Here is a 13,346-nt window from a genome sequence, read left to right as displayed (position 1 = left end):
ACATCTATGGGTTGTGCAGTGCAACTCGGGCACGTCAATTTTTCAATTACTTGTTACGTGAACGTGGCCCCCTTGCCCATCGCCCGAGAAAAAACCCAACTAACAATACAGGCAATGAATAGACAAGCAAAAGGGAGGAAAACCTGAGCGTTGTCGCCTCGATTGAAGAAGAAGCGATGAAATACTCATAACCTAGCCAACCAAGGAACAGCAGGGTCAGGGAACCGAACAACCAGTTTGGCAAAACACCAAAGCAAGCCCCGATAAGTGGCAAGACAATAAGAACAAGAAACGACACTTAACCGCGCAATCTTTCAGGCAATCCGTTTGCCCAGGCGCTGATCGTACCCGCGCCCAAACAGACGACCATATCTCCAGGGCGGGCCTGTTCGCGCACGAGGCGCTCCAGATCGTCCTCGTTGAGGATCGCACGGGCATGACGGTGACCGTGACGGATCAACCCCTCGACAAGGTCGTCACGGCTGGCGCCTTCGATCGGGTCTTCTCCGGCAGCAAAAACCTCTGCAATTGCAACAACATCGGCATCATTGAAGCAGGTGCAGAAATCGTCGAACAGGTTCGACAGCCGCGAAAATCGGTGCGGTTGGTGCACGGCGATAACACGGCCTTCAGTCGCCTGACGCGCCGCTTTAAGAACCGCCGCGATTTCGACCGGGTGGTGGCCGTAGTCGTCGATAACAGTCACGCCGCCGATCTCTCCCACCTTAGTAAAACGGCGATTGACGCCGCCGAAATTGGCCAGCGCATCGCGTATTTCCGAAGCCTTCATGCCCAGATGGCGCGCAACCGCCGCCGCCGACAGCGCGTTCGAAACGTTGTGGTCCCCCGGCATCGGCAGAGTGCAGCCCTCGATCACCGTGTCTTCGTACTGAAGGTGGATGTCGAAATGCGCGATGCCACCCTTGTAGGTCAGGTTTACCGCGCGCACATCCGCCTGTGCGTTGAACCCGTAGGTGCGCACCCGGCGGTCGGTGATGCGGCCCACCAGCGTCTGAACCTCGGCGTGGTCCGTGCAACAGACTGCGAGGCCGTAGAACGGGAGGTTCGAGACAAACTCGTAGAAGCCGTCGCGCAGAGTGTCGAAATCACCCCAATGCTCCATATGCTCGGGGTCAATATTGGTGACGATAGCAATCGTTGCAGGCAGTCGATTGAACGAGCCATCGGATTCGTCGGCCTCGACCACCATCCATTCGCCCTGCCCCATCCGGGCGTTCGACCCGTAAGCATGAATGATACCGCCATTGATCACGGTTGGGTCAAAATCGCCCGCCACCATCAGTTCGGCCATCATCGTGGTCGTGGTCGTCTTGCCGTGCGTTCCTGCGATGGCAACGTTGGACCGCAGGCGCATCAGCTCGGCCAGCATGTCGGCGCGGCGGACGACGGGCAGACCCTGAGCCCGCGCCTCATCCAGTTCGGGGTTGCCCGGTTTGATGGCGGTCGACACGACGACCACGGCGGCGTTTTTCAGGTTCTCGGCACGCTGGCCCACAAATATCTCGGCACCCAACGCGGCCAGACGGTCGGTGATCTTTGACGTCTTGAGGTCGGAACCCTGCACCCGATAGCCCAGATTCAGCAGCACCTCGGCAATACCTGACATCCCGATCCCGCCGATCCCAACAAAGTGAATCGGTCCTACGTCCTGCGGCAATTTGGTGGCTGGATTCATGTGGTCTCCTTCTGCGCCAGTTGTTCGACGAGGGCGACCAGACGCTCGGTGGCGTCAGGCGCCCCGACCGACAAGGCGGCATGGGCCATTTTCTGTGCGGCTTCGGGGTTGGTCAGAACTGCGGTGATTTGCTCTGTCAGCGCGGAAACGTCAAGCGCATTTTCAGGGATCATGATCGCCCCGCCTGCCTGAACCAGCCCACGTGCATTTGCGGTCTGGTGATCGCCGGCGGCAGCAGCGAAGGGGATCAGGATGGACGGGCGACCAATGACCGAGATGTCGGCGACGCTGGACGCTCCGGACCGAGAGATAACCAGCTGCGCTTCGGTCATGCGACGCGGGACGTCCTGAAAGAATGGCTTCACCTCGGCCAGAATACCGTGATCGGCATAGAAAGCGGTGACACGTTCTGCGTCCTCGTCGCGGGCCTGATGCGCCACGCGGATGTGGCCGCGCAAGTCGTCGGGCAGCGCGGCGATGGCATCGGGCACCACGTCACTCAGGATACGGGCCCCCTGCGAGCCGCCCATCACGAGGATCGACATCGGGTAGTCGCCCGGAGAAATGTAAGCGGCTGCGGCACGGTCCAGAACGGCGGCGCGCACCGGGTTACCGGTGTGGATACCGTTCACGCCGTCGGGCAAGTCGGTTGGCCAAACACCGCAGGCCACGTTGGCCACACGCGCGGCGAATAGCTGGTTCACGCGCCCCAGAACACCGTTCTGTTCATGGATCATACGCGGGATCTTCAACATGGTCGCTGCACCCAGCGCGGGGATCGACGGATAACCGCCGAATCCTACGACAACATCCGGTCGATCCCGCATCATCTGAAGCGCCATGCTGGTGACGCCACCTGCGATTTTGGGCCCGGCCATTGCCTTGGCGGCCAGCCCGCCACGGGCGAAGGTGGCAGATGACGCCTCGGCGATTTCGGTCGAATGAGGAAAGCCCCCGGTATACCTCGCGCCGCGCGCGTCGGTGGACAGACGCACGCGCCATCCTTTGTGCAGCATCGCCTCGGCCAGCGCCTGCGCGGGGAACATGTGGCCCCCGGTGCCGCCAGCCGCAATCAGAAGGTAGGGTTTGCTCATCAACCTCGCCCGCGTAGAATTTCGCCAAGCTCACCCTGTGGGCGCGTTCGCGTGAAGGCCAGCAGCATGCCCACCGCGATGCCGCCCGCGATCAGCGACGAGCCACCATAGCTAACGAACGGTAACGTCATGCCCTTTGCTGGCAAAAGGCGCACGGCAACGCCCATATTTATCATCGCCTGAACACCGAACATGCATGCCAGACCTGTGCCCGCGAGACGAATGAACATATCCCGTTCCCGCATCAGCCGCAGCAATGAGCGAACAACGATAATCGAATACAGCGCGATGATGATCAGCACCAGGATCAGACCGTATTCTTCAGCGGCAACGGCTATGATGAAATCCGTATGGGCATCGGGCAGCGACCATTTTACCTGCCCCTCTCCCACGCCAACTCCAAACAGGCCACCTTCGCGGATGGCGTTGGTGGCATAGCCAAGCTGGGTGGTCGGATCGACCTCTTGGTTCAAAAATCCGTCGATGCGGCGGGCGAAATGCTCGGAATTCGAATAGGCAAACATGCCGCCCAGAACGACAAATCCTGCCATACCGACCAACAACAGCATGGGTGCCCCTGCCACGAAATACATCACGCCCCAACCAAAGAGGATCAGACAGGCCTGACCAAAATCGGGCTGCATTACCAGCATACCCACAATGGCCATGCACAGCGCAAAGGACCACAAGCGTCCCGGTGGGCCGTTAATCTCTTGCGAAGCGGCCAGTAACCACGCCGCGACCACGACAAAACCGGGCTTCAGGAACTCCGAAGGTTGCAGTGCAGCAAAGCCAAGTGAATACCAACGCACCGCCCCTTTCCCAAAATCGGTGCCAAACACCGGAAGGAAGACCAGAGCCACGAAAGCGGCCAGAAAACCCAGCACAGCCAGACGCCGCACCAAGGTTGGCGACATCATCGACGTCAATAGCATGGCAATCAGCGCCAAACCCCCGAACAGGGCCTGGCGCTCGACATAGTGGAATGGATCGAACCCGTTTCGCCCGGCAAGGGGCGGCGACGAGGCCAACCCAAGCAACAACCCAATCACAAACAGGATCAGAACACAGGACATTGTCCAGCGATCAATCGTTCGCCACCATTTTGGTAGAATCGGTTCGCCGCGCTGGTTCTGGACCGCGCCATACACCATCTCAGTCATGAGATACCGCCACTATCTGCCTCGTTAACGTCCCGTTTTCGGGATCTGATTGAGAGTCTACAGTGAAACTTTCGTTCAGGCCAGCGTCTTGAATGGGCGGTCCGGCAAAAACAGGCCTATCGAAAGTGCCCCTGTCAGATCATTGCGACCTGATCGCAAACCAGCGCAGAGCTTACACTTGGCAGACCTTCACGTTTCGCGGGCAAGATATGTGAATCAGTCGCCGCCGTTCCTTACGGCCAACCGTTCGAGGTTGATGACGGTTGAAAGCATGATCCGATCATGGCTCCAGTCATCCGACTGCTGCATCGAAGCCGATCCAAAGGCAAGCAATGCGGCAAAGACCAGCGTGAACCCCAGAACCAATACTTGCAGGTTTTGCTGCCGCATCGGTGCATCGGCCAAGGCCAGCACGCGCTGCCGCAGCACCCGTTTGGCGCGTCCACCGTCCACGAAGGCCACGTTAAGAACATTGGGTCGTTCCTTGCCGAACGTTCGTGCACAGTAATCCAGAAGGCAGTTCGCGTAATCGGCTGCATCCAGACGGCGACGCGCGACAATGGATTGGTCACAACCCAATTCCCTGAGCCGTTCGAACTGATATTTCAGAAGTGGATACGCCGGGTTCCAGAAAAACAAGGGGCGCAGGCATTCCAGAATAAGCTCCCATTCCACGTCCCCCGCCCGCACGTGTTGGAATTCATGCGCGATGGCAAAGCGCAATTCCCTGGGTTTGTCGATCAGGTGGCTTGGCAGAACAACATGACGGCGGCGCAGACCGCGCACGGCAAACGGAACAAGGATGCGGTCAGAAAGTCTTACATCAACTTTGGCAGATTGCCGCCATAGAAAGCTTGAGTTGATCGTTTCGCGAATGCGCATAGCGGCAACCACGACGCGGATGGTTAAGATCACTGCACCGATTGCCATCGCCGCCAGCAAAGCGGTTGCGGCAAAAGAGCTGCCGTTAAGAAGCCCATCAATCCAACGTTCGCGCGTGTTTAAAAGTACCTCGAACTGCGTGGCCGGCAACGCAATCTCTCCTCGCAGATAAGCCGCCACGGCAAGGTCGCCCAGCGCCACAGCCCGACCCGGCCAGAAAAACTCGACAAGGACCGAGCAACCCAAAGCCAGAACAGGACTGAGCAGAATACAGGCCAGAAGCACCTTCAGGACACGAAGCTGACCGAAATAAGCGTACCTCATAGAGGTGCGCGCAAAAACAAATCGAGCCGCGAACCAGATCAGCAAAGACAAAACCAGAACCAGATTCAGCTCCAGATAAAGATCGAGAACCGGTTTAACCGCCGTCATTTTGCAGTCTCCTTTCTACCAGTGCTCGAATTTCCTCCAGATCAGCTTCACTCAGACCCGCGTCGTCGACCAGCCGCGCGACCAACGTCGCGGGTGTGTCGTCAAACAGTGTTCGCGAGAGGTTCTGCAGCGACCGCGTCTGGTACCTGTCCTTTTCCAGAAGCGGTTTGTAAATCAGCGACTTGCCGCCCTTGTGGCTTTCGACAAATCCTTTCTCGTCGAGAATGCGCAAGATCGTTGCGCCGGATGTATAGGCCAGATTTCGTTCGGGCGGCAGGCGATCCAAGACATCGCGGACCGAACCCTGACCCAGAGCCCAAAGCTCATTCATGAACTCAAGCTCGACTTCGGTCAGAAGGTTCGTTGTCTTTTTCTTTCGCATCGGTCCAGGTGTCGCCATTTTTGGTATGCCCGTCAGAGAAGCATTCTTTCGCCCATTCTCAAAGCCTAAACTTTCCAGAACACAAAAATACCCCAACCGATCGACAGGAACAGCGGTGTCCAGACCGGCTGCCCCACCAATCCAAGCCATGCCAGGAAAATGTAGGCCGAGCCCAGAAGCGTTATGAACAGCCGATCCCCCAAAGTTGTCGTCAGGCCCAGTACACCGCGCCGTTCGATCCCATCGCGGAATTTGAGGACCTCCATAACGCCGATCAGGGCTATGGCTGAAAATATGCCTATGAACACAGCCAGCGTTGCGGGCGTCCATGCCATCCAAAAGTCTGGCCACAGCGGATCGGTCCAGGAAAACCCTTTTTCCTCCTGTTGGCCGACATTGCCCCATCCGGCCTGCGCCTGGGCAAAGGCCGTTTTTGGCAGGAAGGGGAGGATGAGAAGAAGTTTACGCATATCGAACCTCACACACGTCCCATCGCGAAACCGCGCGCGATGTAGTTGCGGACAAACCAGATGACGATGGCGCCGGGGATGATGGTCAGCGTTCCCGCAGCGGCCAGCAAGCCCAGCTCATACCCTGCGCTGGATGCCGTCCGGGTCATCACGGCGGCGATGGGTTTGGCCTCGACCGCTGTCAGGGTCTTGGCCAGCAGCATTTCCACCCAAGAGAACATGAAACAGAAGAACGCCGCGACACCCACGCCCGCCTTGATGTTGGGCAGGAAGATCGTCACGAAGAAACGTGGGAAAGAATAGCCGTCGACATAGGCCGTTTCGTCCAGTTCTTTCGGGATGCCGCGCATGAAGCCTTCCAAAATCCACACCGCCAGAGGCACGTTGAACAGTGTGTGCGCCAGCGCCACGGCCAGATAGGTGTCGAAGAGGTGGATCGACGAATAAAGCTGGAAGAACGGCAGCGCGAACACAGCCGCCGGGGCCATCCGGTTGGTCAGCAGCCAGAAGAACAGCTGCTTGTCACCCAGGAACCGATAACGCGAGAACGCATAGGCCGCTGGCAGCGCAACACAGACCGAAAGCACGGTGTTGATCGTCACATAGATGATCGAGTTGAGGTAGCCCCAATACCACGTCGGATCGGTGAAGATGGTGATGTAATTCTCCAGCGTAAAGGTTTGGGGAAACAGGGAAAAGCCCGACAGTATCTCGTTCGTGGTCTTGAAGGACATCGCCACCAGCCAATAGATCGGCAGCATCAGGAACGCGATATAGAGGATCGGGATCAGGGACCGCTTCTTCATTGCGCGTCATCCTTTGTCATCAGAGTGTAGAAGACCCAAGAGACCAGCAGCGTGATGGCGAAGTAGATCAGGCTCATCGCGGCCGCGGGGCCAAGGTCGAACTGTCCCAGCGCGATCTTCACAAGGTCGATCGACAGCAAGGTGGTTGAGTTGCCGGGGCCACCGCCGGTCAGAACGAAAGGCTCGGTGTAGATGTTGAAACTGTCCATGAACCGTAGAAGCACTGCGATGGTCAGGACCGTTTTCATCTTCGGCAGTTGGATATAGCGGAACACCGACCACGGGCTGGCGCCGTCGATCTTGGCAGCCTGATAATAGGCATCCGGGATCGACACGAGACCGGCGTAGCACAGCAGCACGACCAGCGAGGTCCAGTGCCAGACATCCATGACGACGACGGTGATCCAGGCCGAGATCGGCTGCTGCGTCATGTCATAGTTGATACCCAGAACGTCATTCAGGAAGTATCCCAGCAGGCCGATCTGAGGCAGGGTGAAGATGTTCCACATCGACCCGACCACGTTCCACGGGATCAGCATCGGCAGAGCCATCAGTACCAGACAGACCGGCACCCAGAAGCCTTTGCGCGGCATGGATAGGGCGACGATGATACCCAGTGGAACTTCGATGATGAGGATCAGGAAGGTGAACAGGAACTGTCGGCCAAGTGCGGCCTGGAACCGGTCGGAGCGCAGGATCTGCTCGAACCAACCCAGTCCTTCCCAGAAGAACTGGTTATTCCCGAAGGTTTCCTGCACCGAGTAGTTGACCACCGTCATCATCGGCACCAGCGCGTTGAACGCAACCAGCGCCAACACCGGCAGGACAAAGAACCATGCTCTTTGGTTTTCCGTTCTCATAGCGCCCGCTCCTCGGTTGCGATCCAGCCGTCGCGGTAGACGCGGGATTGTTCAGGTTTGAATTGCAGGAAGACCTGTGATCCGGGCTCGGGCACGCTGTGTTCTGCCACGGCCTTGAGGGCTGTGTTTCCAACCATCGCGCTGACGACATAGTGGCGGCCAATGTCCGAAACCTTGGTCACATGCGCCGGGATGCCGGTGTCGCCAAAGCCTACATACTCGGGCCGGATACCCAGATCGGTACGACCTCCGTCTCCGTGAGTTGGGCCTTCCAAAATGACTTCGTGACCCTCAAAAACAGCCCGGTCGCCTTTGGCCTCGCACGGCAGGACATTCATACCGGGCGAGCCGATGAAGTGGCCGACAAATGTGTGCTGAGGGCGTTCGAACAGTTCTACCGGGGTGCCGATCTGAACCACTTCACCTTCCTGCATCACCACGACCTCATCAGCAAAGGTCAGCGCCTCGGTCTGATCGTGGGTCACGTAGATCATCGTGGCCTGCACGCGCTGATGCAGTTCTTTCAGCTTGGACCGCAGCTTCCACTTCAGATGCGGGTCGATCACGGTCAGCGGCTCATCAAACATCACCGCGTTCACGTCATCGCGGACCAGACCACGACCCATCGATATCTTCTGCTTGTTGTCCGGGCTGAGGCCGCTGGCGCGGGTGTTGAGCATATCCGTGACGTCCAGCATTTCGGCTATCTCCGAAACACGGCGTTCGATCGTTGCAGCATCGACGCCCCGGTTTTTCAAGGGAAACGCAAGGTTCTCGCCCACGGTCATCGTGTCGTAGATCACCGGGAACTGAAACACTTGTGCGATGTTGCGCTGATCGGGTGGCAGGGCCGTAACGTCACGGTCGCCGAACAGAATCTGCCCATCGGACGGCGTCAAAAGCCCCGAGATGATGTTCAGCAGCGTGGACTTACCACAGCCCGACGGGCCGAGCAGCGCATAGGCACCACCATCACGCCACGTCACGTCGATTTCCTTCAGCGCATAGTCTTCCGGGCCTTTCGGCGTTGGCATGTAGCTGTGTCGCAGGTTTGAAAGCTTGATCTGTGCCATGTCAGGCCACCCTTTTGCCGTCTTGGCCGAAATACCGGCAATGCGCCGGGTTCATGTAGAAACTATGGTCCTCACCGACCTGATAGGGATGAACGCCAGCGGCGAGCGAGACCCAAGCGTCATCCCCATGCTGGAAATGAGCGCTGGAATCTGAGCCGGACAGTTCGGTCACAATCACGCGGCCAGTAAGTTCCACATCATCATCGGATGAACGGAACGGCGTTACCCGATGGGGTCGTACGGCGACCATGTAATCTCCGTCGGCCATGTCGGTAACCGGCCAGCCACCTCCGCCAGCCAGTTGCGCCTGAGCGCCGGAAACAGTGATGCGGGCGACGTTGATTGGCGGGTCTGAAAACACCCGCGCGGCCGCGATGTTTTCTGGGTTGCGATAAATGTCGGCTGTTGGTCCGAACTGGGTGACGCGACCATCTTCCATCAAGGCCGTGTATCCACCCAGCAGCAGGGCCTCTTCCGGTTCCGAAGTGGCATAAACCACAACCGCGCCGCGTCCGGCGAAAAGGTCGGGCAGCTGCTCGCGCAATTCTTCGCGCAGCTTATAGTCGAGGTTCGCCAGCGGCTCGTCCAGGAACACCGCGCGGCTTTCCTTTGCGATGGCGCGGGCCAACGCAGTCCGCTGCTGCTGCCCGCCTGACAACTCGTGCGGGCGGCGGTACAGCATCGGGCGCAGTTGCAGCAGGTCGGCGGCTTCTTCGACGCGGCCTTCAACTTCGCTCTGTGCCATGCCTGCCACGCGCAGCGGCGAGGCGATGTTGTCGAATACAGTCATATGCGGGTAGTTCACGAAAAACTGGTGCACCAGGCTGATCTGCCGTTTCTGCGTGTTCAGCCGTGTCACATCCTGTCCATCCATCAGGACTTTGCCCGAGGCGATCGGGTCCAGCCCGGCCATCATCTTGATCAGAGAGGTCTTGCCCGATCCTGTCGCACCGAGCAGCACGTTGAAATGGCCTGTGTGCAAAGTCAGGGACGTGGGTTTGATATGGATGACGTTGCCGACCCTTTTGGTCGCGTCTTGAAGTTCGATCATGTCCGTGGGTTCCGGTCCTTCAGTGCGCGGCACTGGTCTTGAGGTGGGGATGCCTGAGACGGCACCCCCGGGGTTGCAGGGGCTTACTGAGACTGCCAGCGCTGAACCAGTTCGTCATAGTTGACGGTCTGACCTTGCGGCTTTTCGTTCTCCAGCTTGGCCTTGGGCGAGCCGGCTTTTTCCAGCCAGAAGGCAGGATCCTGCGGGTCGTTCAGGCGTGGGCCGCAGCCACCGTAGACACCGGCGCTTTCATCCGCGGCCTGCATACGGGCCATGGTGATGTCCATCTCTTCGGCCAGACGATCCATCGCCTCTTGCGGCGTGAAGGCACCCGAGTTCACGTCACCGATCTGCTGCCACCAGATCTGCGCCAGCTTCGGATAGTCCGGAACGTTGATGCCGGTCGGCGACCATGCCACACGATCAGGGGAGCGGTAGAACTCGACCAGACCACCCAGCTTGGGCGCGCGTTCGGTGAACGACTCGTGGTTGACCGAGCTGTCGCGAATGAAGGTCAGGCCCACATGGGACTTCTTCACATCGACAGTCTTGGAGGTCACGAACTGAGCGTAGAGCCAGGCTGCCTGAGCACGATCCGCCGGGGTCGATTTCAGGAAGGTCCAAGAGCCCACGTCCTGATAGCCAACTTTCTGGCCGTCTTCCCAATAGGGGCCATGCGGGCTGGGCGCCATCCGCCACAGCGGCGTGCCTTCGTCATCCACGGTGTTGTTGCCTTCGGACTTCGGCTTCACCATGTCGGCGGTAAAGGCGGTGTACCAGAAGATCTGCTGGGCCACGTTGCCCTGGCTGAGTGCCGGCAGAGACTGGTAGAAGTCATAGGACGCCGCACCCGGAGGCGCATAGTTCCGCAGCCACTCATCCCATTTGCGGATTGCGTAGACCGCAGCAGGCCCGTTTGCGGCACCACCGCGCGAGACGGACGCACCAACAGGGTTACAGGTGCCCGCTTCCATGCGGATGCCCCATTCGTCGACGGGTACACCGTTCGGCTCACCCTTGTCTCCGGCGCCTGCCATCGACAGCCAGGCATCGGTCATGCGCCAGCCAAGGTCGGGCGCACGCTTGCCATAGTCCATGTGGCCATAGATCGCCACGCCGTCGATTTCCTTGACGTCTTCGGTGAAGAATTCGGCGATGTCTTCATACGCGGACCAGTTGACCGGAACGCCGAGGTCATAGCCGTATTTCTCTTTGAACGCGGCCTTGTTGTCCTCGTCATCGAACCAGTCCTTGCGGAACCAGTAGAGGTTCGCGAACTGCTGATCGGGTAGCTGATACAGCTTGCCGTCGGGACCGGTGGTGAACTGAATGCCCATGAAGTCATCCAGATCCAGCGTGGGCGAGGTTGTCGCCGCCCAATCGCCTTCCATCATGTCGGTCAGCGGATAGGCCAGTTGCAGGCGCGAATGCGTACCGATCAGGTCACTGTCGTTGACATAACCATCATAGAGGTTCCGGCCCGTCTGCAACTGGGTCTGAACGGCCTGAACCACCTCGCCCTCACCAAGAATCTGGTGATTGACTTTGATACCGGTAATTTCCTCAAACGCCTTTGTCAGAACCTCGGATTCGTACGAGTGCGTGGGGATGCCTTCGGACAGCACATTGATTTCCATGCCGGCATAAGGTTGTGCAGCTTCGATGAACCACTGCATTTCGGCCATCTGTTCGTCTTTCGACAGCGTTGATGGCTGGAATTCGTCGTCGATCCAACGTTGTGCTGCGGCTTCGTCGGCCCAAACGGGACCGTGCCCCGCAATGACGGCAGCCGCCGCCACTGCGGAAAGTAGATGTCTCCGCATCTGTCTCCTCCCAAAAATTTATGGTTCTCCGGTGGGGACCGGATGACCAACAGCATCAGCGATTTTTCGCACATGTGTCAAACTAAATTTTTAGTAATTGCATAGATCATTGTTTTTCAACAACTTTATACTACCCCAATCTATCTAAATCTTGGGAAGTTTCGGCCGACACAAACACATATTGCAGACAGATTCTGATTAACTGCCCTTTACCGGGACAAGAATCCAATCGTCCTGCGCATCCCAGAACTGGTATGCCTTCGCACCCGAATTCATGGAAACCGCGCCAAACAAGCATCCGGTTGCCAGCACGTGCAGAAATCGATTTGCACTTCTCTCGCGCACTCACTTTCGCCAGATCGCAGCGCCCCTGCCCTTCAGGCGCCCAGAAACCGAATGTCAGGCATAGTCCGCAGTCGCGCCAAATCCTGTTCATAAAGCTCGGTGAAGGCCGAAACGACATCTTCGCTCCAGCCTGGTAGGTCCAGCTCTTCTTCAATGGCATCGGGCAGAGCGTGCGCCTGAAAGACGCGCGCCAGCGCGTCGCGAAACTCCTTGCCGCGCAGTGCTGGCTCCTGCTCGATCATGCTTTGTATTTGGTACTTACCGTTATCCGACACCAAGGACGACAGGAAATCATATTCTCCCTTTAGCGGTGCATCCTCCGGCAGTCCCACCATTGCGCGTAGGATATCGCCCCAAATCAAAGGCGAATCTTCGTTGCTCCACAGAGTAATATGAACGTCAGGAGCCAGGTCGCGAATGTCTTCGATCATGGTCAGCCAACTGAGGCAGCTCAGATCGGTCGTACCGAGAATATTGTGACGTTCCGACTCTGGAAGCCACATCAAAACCCTTGGAATGAACGTGCCGGGGTTTCGCAGGCTGATAAAAAGCTCGATGGGAAAGTCACCCAAAAGATGGCTTAAATGGGCGATACGCTGACCGGCGAGCGGATAAAGCTGGCCATCGGCAATTACGGACGCCTGTTCACCTATGAAAGAATCGCAGGATAGAATCGCCCGATCGACCTCCCTGCCCTCAGGTAGCAAAGACAAAAAGCGTGACAGCGTATCGGGCTGGGAATCGCCCCCACCGGGATTACTCAGAACGGGGCGAAAAATTTGCCGGTAACGCCGAGGCCCCCAAAAGACGCCCTTGTTCTGTTCTATCAACGCGGCGTTCGCCTGAAGCAGTTTGATGAGCCGCCCTTCATCGGAAAACAAAACGCCAGCGTGGATAGCCACTTGCATGTAAGATTTTACCCCAAATTCTCGCGCGTCCTCATCCGGGTTACAGGCTGCGAGCAGCGCAGTCAAACCTGCCCAAAAAACCGATTTGGATCCGAGCTATCAGAAAAATCGAGCGAAGCCAGGATTGTCCAAATTCGGGCTTGCAGTCTCTGTGCTGAAACAGTAATGCACGCCCAGCGCCCCTATAGCTCAGCTGGTAGAGCAACTGATTTGTAATCAGTAGGTCCGCGGTTCGAGTCCGTGTGGGGGCACCACATCTTCTGAAAAAAAATCTGGCTTTCCTCGTGGTTGGTCATCGCAAACGATACGTTGGTCAAGCGGTCAAAGGACAACGTGCCATCAGGTTTGGGATAGTCGATGG

General features: G+C 58.0%; 12 protein-coding genes and 1 tRNA gene. 1 reads left to right on the top strand and 12 read right to left on the bottom strand.

Translation table 11 applies throughout. The features are described from left to right. Nucleotides 1-298: 298 nt before the first annotated feature. The 12 genes from murC to AC2TEL_RS08030 form a co-directional block, all read right to left on the bottom strand. Entirely contained in the window at nt 299-1,696 is a 1,398-nt protein-coding gene (gene murC, locus AC2TEL_RS08085) for a UDP-N-acetylmuramate--L-alanine ligase (RefSeq protein WP_480903111.1), read from the bottom strand. Further along, a complete protein-coding gene (locus AC2TEL_RS08080) occupies nt 1,693-2,790 on the bottom strand; it encodes a UDP-N-acetylglucosamine--N-acetylmuramyl-(pentapeptide) pyrophosphoryl-undecaprenol N-acetylglucosamine transferase (protein WP_480903109.1) in 1,098 nt (365 codons plus the stop codon). Before AC2TEL_RS08080 ends, murC begins: the two co-directional genes overlap by 4 nt. Beyond that, on the bottom strand, nt 2,790-3,953 hold the full coding sequence (ftsW, locus tag AC2TEL_RS08075) for a putative lipid II flippase FtsW (protein ID WP_480843612.1): 1,164 nt from the start codon (nt 3,951-3,953) through the stop codon (nt 2,790-2,792). Before ftsW ends, AC2TEL_RS08080 begins: the two co-directional genes overlap by 1 nt. A 216-nt stretch (nt 3,954-4,169) precedes the next feature. Then, nucleotides 4,170-5,267 (bottom strand): M56 family metallopeptidase, encoded by a 1,098-nt coding sequence (locus tag AC2TEL_RS08070; RefSeq protein WP_480843614.1) that lies wholly within the window; start codon nt 5,265-5,267, stop codon nt 4,170-4,172. Next, nucleotides 5,254-5,649, bottom strand: a complete 396-nt coding sequence (locus AC2TEL_RS08065; RefSeq protein WP_480903108.1) for a BlaI/MecI/CopY family transcriptional regulator — start codon at nt 5,647-5,649, stop codon at nt 5,254-5,256. Before AC2TEL_RS08065 ends, AC2TEL_RS08070 begins: the two co-directional genes overlap by 14 nt. Nucleotides 5,650-5,714: 65 nt before the next feature. Continuing rightward, nucleotides 5,715-6,119: a DUF2160 domain-containing protein gene (locus AC2TEL_RS08060; RefSeq protein ID WP_480903106.1), complete on the bottom strand. Its 405-nt coding sequence runs from the start codon at nt 6,117-6,119 to the stop codon at nt 5,715-5,717. 8 nt (nt 6,120-6,127) lie between these two features. Beyond that, a complete protein-coding gene (locus AC2TEL_RS08055; protein WP_480843618.1) occupies nt 6,128-6,925 on the bottom strand; it encodes a carbohydrate ABC transporter permease in 798 nt (265 codons plus the stop codon). After that, on the bottom strand, nt 6,922-7,785 hold the full coding sequence (locus tag AC2TEL_RS08050; protein ID WP_480843620.1) for a carbohydrate ABC transporter permease: 864 nt from the start codon (nt 7,783-7,785) through the stop codon (nt 6,922-6,924). The genes AC2TEL_RS08055 and AC2TEL_RS08050 overlap by 4 nt, the downstream gene beginning before the upstream one ends. After that, on the bottom strand, nt 7,782-8,858 hold the full coding sequence (locus tag AC2TEL_RS08045) for an ABC transporter ATP-binding protein (protein WP_480903104.1): 1,077 nt from the start codon (nt 8,856-8,858) through the stop codon (nt 7,782-7,784). Before AC2TEL_RS08045 ends, AC2TEL_RS08050 begins: the two co-directional genes overlap by 4 nt. A gap of 1 nt (nt 8,859) precedes the next feature. Continuing rightward, nucleotides 8,860-9,909: an ABC transporter ATP-binding protein gene (locus AC2TEL_RS08040; protein WP_480903103.1), complete on the bottom strand. Its 1,050-nt coding sequence runs from the start codon at nt 9,907-9,909 to the stop codon at nt 8,860-8,862. 83 nt (nt 9,910-9,992) lie between these two features. Further along, nucleotides 9,993-11,732 (bottom strand): ABC transporter substrate-binding protein, encoded by a 1,740-nt coding sequence (locus tag AC2TEL_RS08035; RefSeq protein WP_480843625.1) that lies wholly within the window; start codon nt 11,730-11,732, stop codon nt 9,993-9,995. 377 nt (nt 11,733-12,109) lie between these two features. Continuing rightward, nucleotides 12,110-13,051, bottom strand: coding sequence for a hypothetical protein (locus tag AC2TEL_RS08030; protein ID WP_480851583.1), 942 nt, complete (start codon nt 13,049-13,051; stop codon nt 12,110-12,112). Nucleotides 13,052-13,163: 112 nt separating this feature from the next. Between AC2TEL_RS08030 and AC2TEL_RS08025 the strand changes: the two genes are divergently transcribed. Then, nucleotides 13,164-13,239, top strand: a tRNA-Thr gene (locus tag AC2TEL_RS08025). Nucleotides 13,240-13,346: the final 107 nt, after the last annotated feature.

The sequence above is a fragment of the Ruegeria sp. HKCCD9138 genome, from assembly GCF_057220975.1.
This window is presented reverse-complemented; position numbering and strand designations above follow the sequence as displayed.

What these genes read in the sequence shown, in the direction of transcription:
- AC2TEL_RS08045 (WP_480903104.1), bottom strand. Translation starts at nt 8,858, where the DNA reads ATGGCACAGATCAAGCTTTCAAACCTGCGACACAGCTACATGCCAACG.
- AC2TEL_RS08055 (WP_480843618.1), bottom strand. Translation starts at nt 6,925, where the DNA reads ATGAAGAAGCGGTCCCTGATCCCGATCCTCTATATCGCGTTCCTGATG.
- murC (WP_480903111.1), bottom strand. Translation starts at nt 1,696, where the DNA reads ATGAATCCAGCCACCAAATTGCCGCAGGACGTAGGACCGATTCACTTT.
- AC2TEL_RS08080 (WP_480903109.1), bottom strand. Translation starts at nt 2,790, where the DNA reads ATGAGCAAACCCTACCTTCTGATTGCGGCTGGCGGCACCGGGGGCCAC.
- AC2TEL_RS08065 (WP_480903108.1), bottom strand. Translation starts at nt 5,649, where the DNA reads ATGCGAAAGAAAAAGACAACGAACCTTCTGACCGAAGTCGAGCTTGAG.
- AC2TEL_RS08040 (WP_480903103.1), bottom strand. Translation starts at nt 9,909, where the DNA reads ATGATCGAACTTCAAGACGCGACCAAAAGGGTCGGCAACGTCATCCAT.
- AC2TEL_RS08060 (WP_480903106.1), bottom strand. Translation starts at nt 6,119, where the DNA reads ATGCGTAAACTTCTTCTCATCCTCCCCTTCCTGCCAAAAACGGCCTTT.
- AC2TEL_RS08050 (WP_480843620.1), bottom strand. Translation starts at nt 7,785, where the DNA reads ATGAGAACGGAAAACCAAAGAGCATGGTTCTTTGTCCTGCCGGTGTTG.
- ftsW (WP_480843612.1), bottom strand. Translation starts at nt 3,953, where the DNA reads ATGACTGAGATGGTGTATGGCGCGGTCCAGAACCAGCGCGGCGAACCG.
- AC2TEL_RS08070 (WP_480843614.1), bottom strand. Translation starts at nt 5,267, where the DNA reads ATGACGGCGGTTAAACCGGTTCTCGATCTTTATCTGGAGCTGAATCTG.
- AC2TEL_RS08035 (WP_480843625.1), bottom strand. Translation starts at nt 11,732, where the DNA reads ATGCGGAGACATCTACTTTCCGCAGTGGCGGCGGCTGCCGTCATTGCG.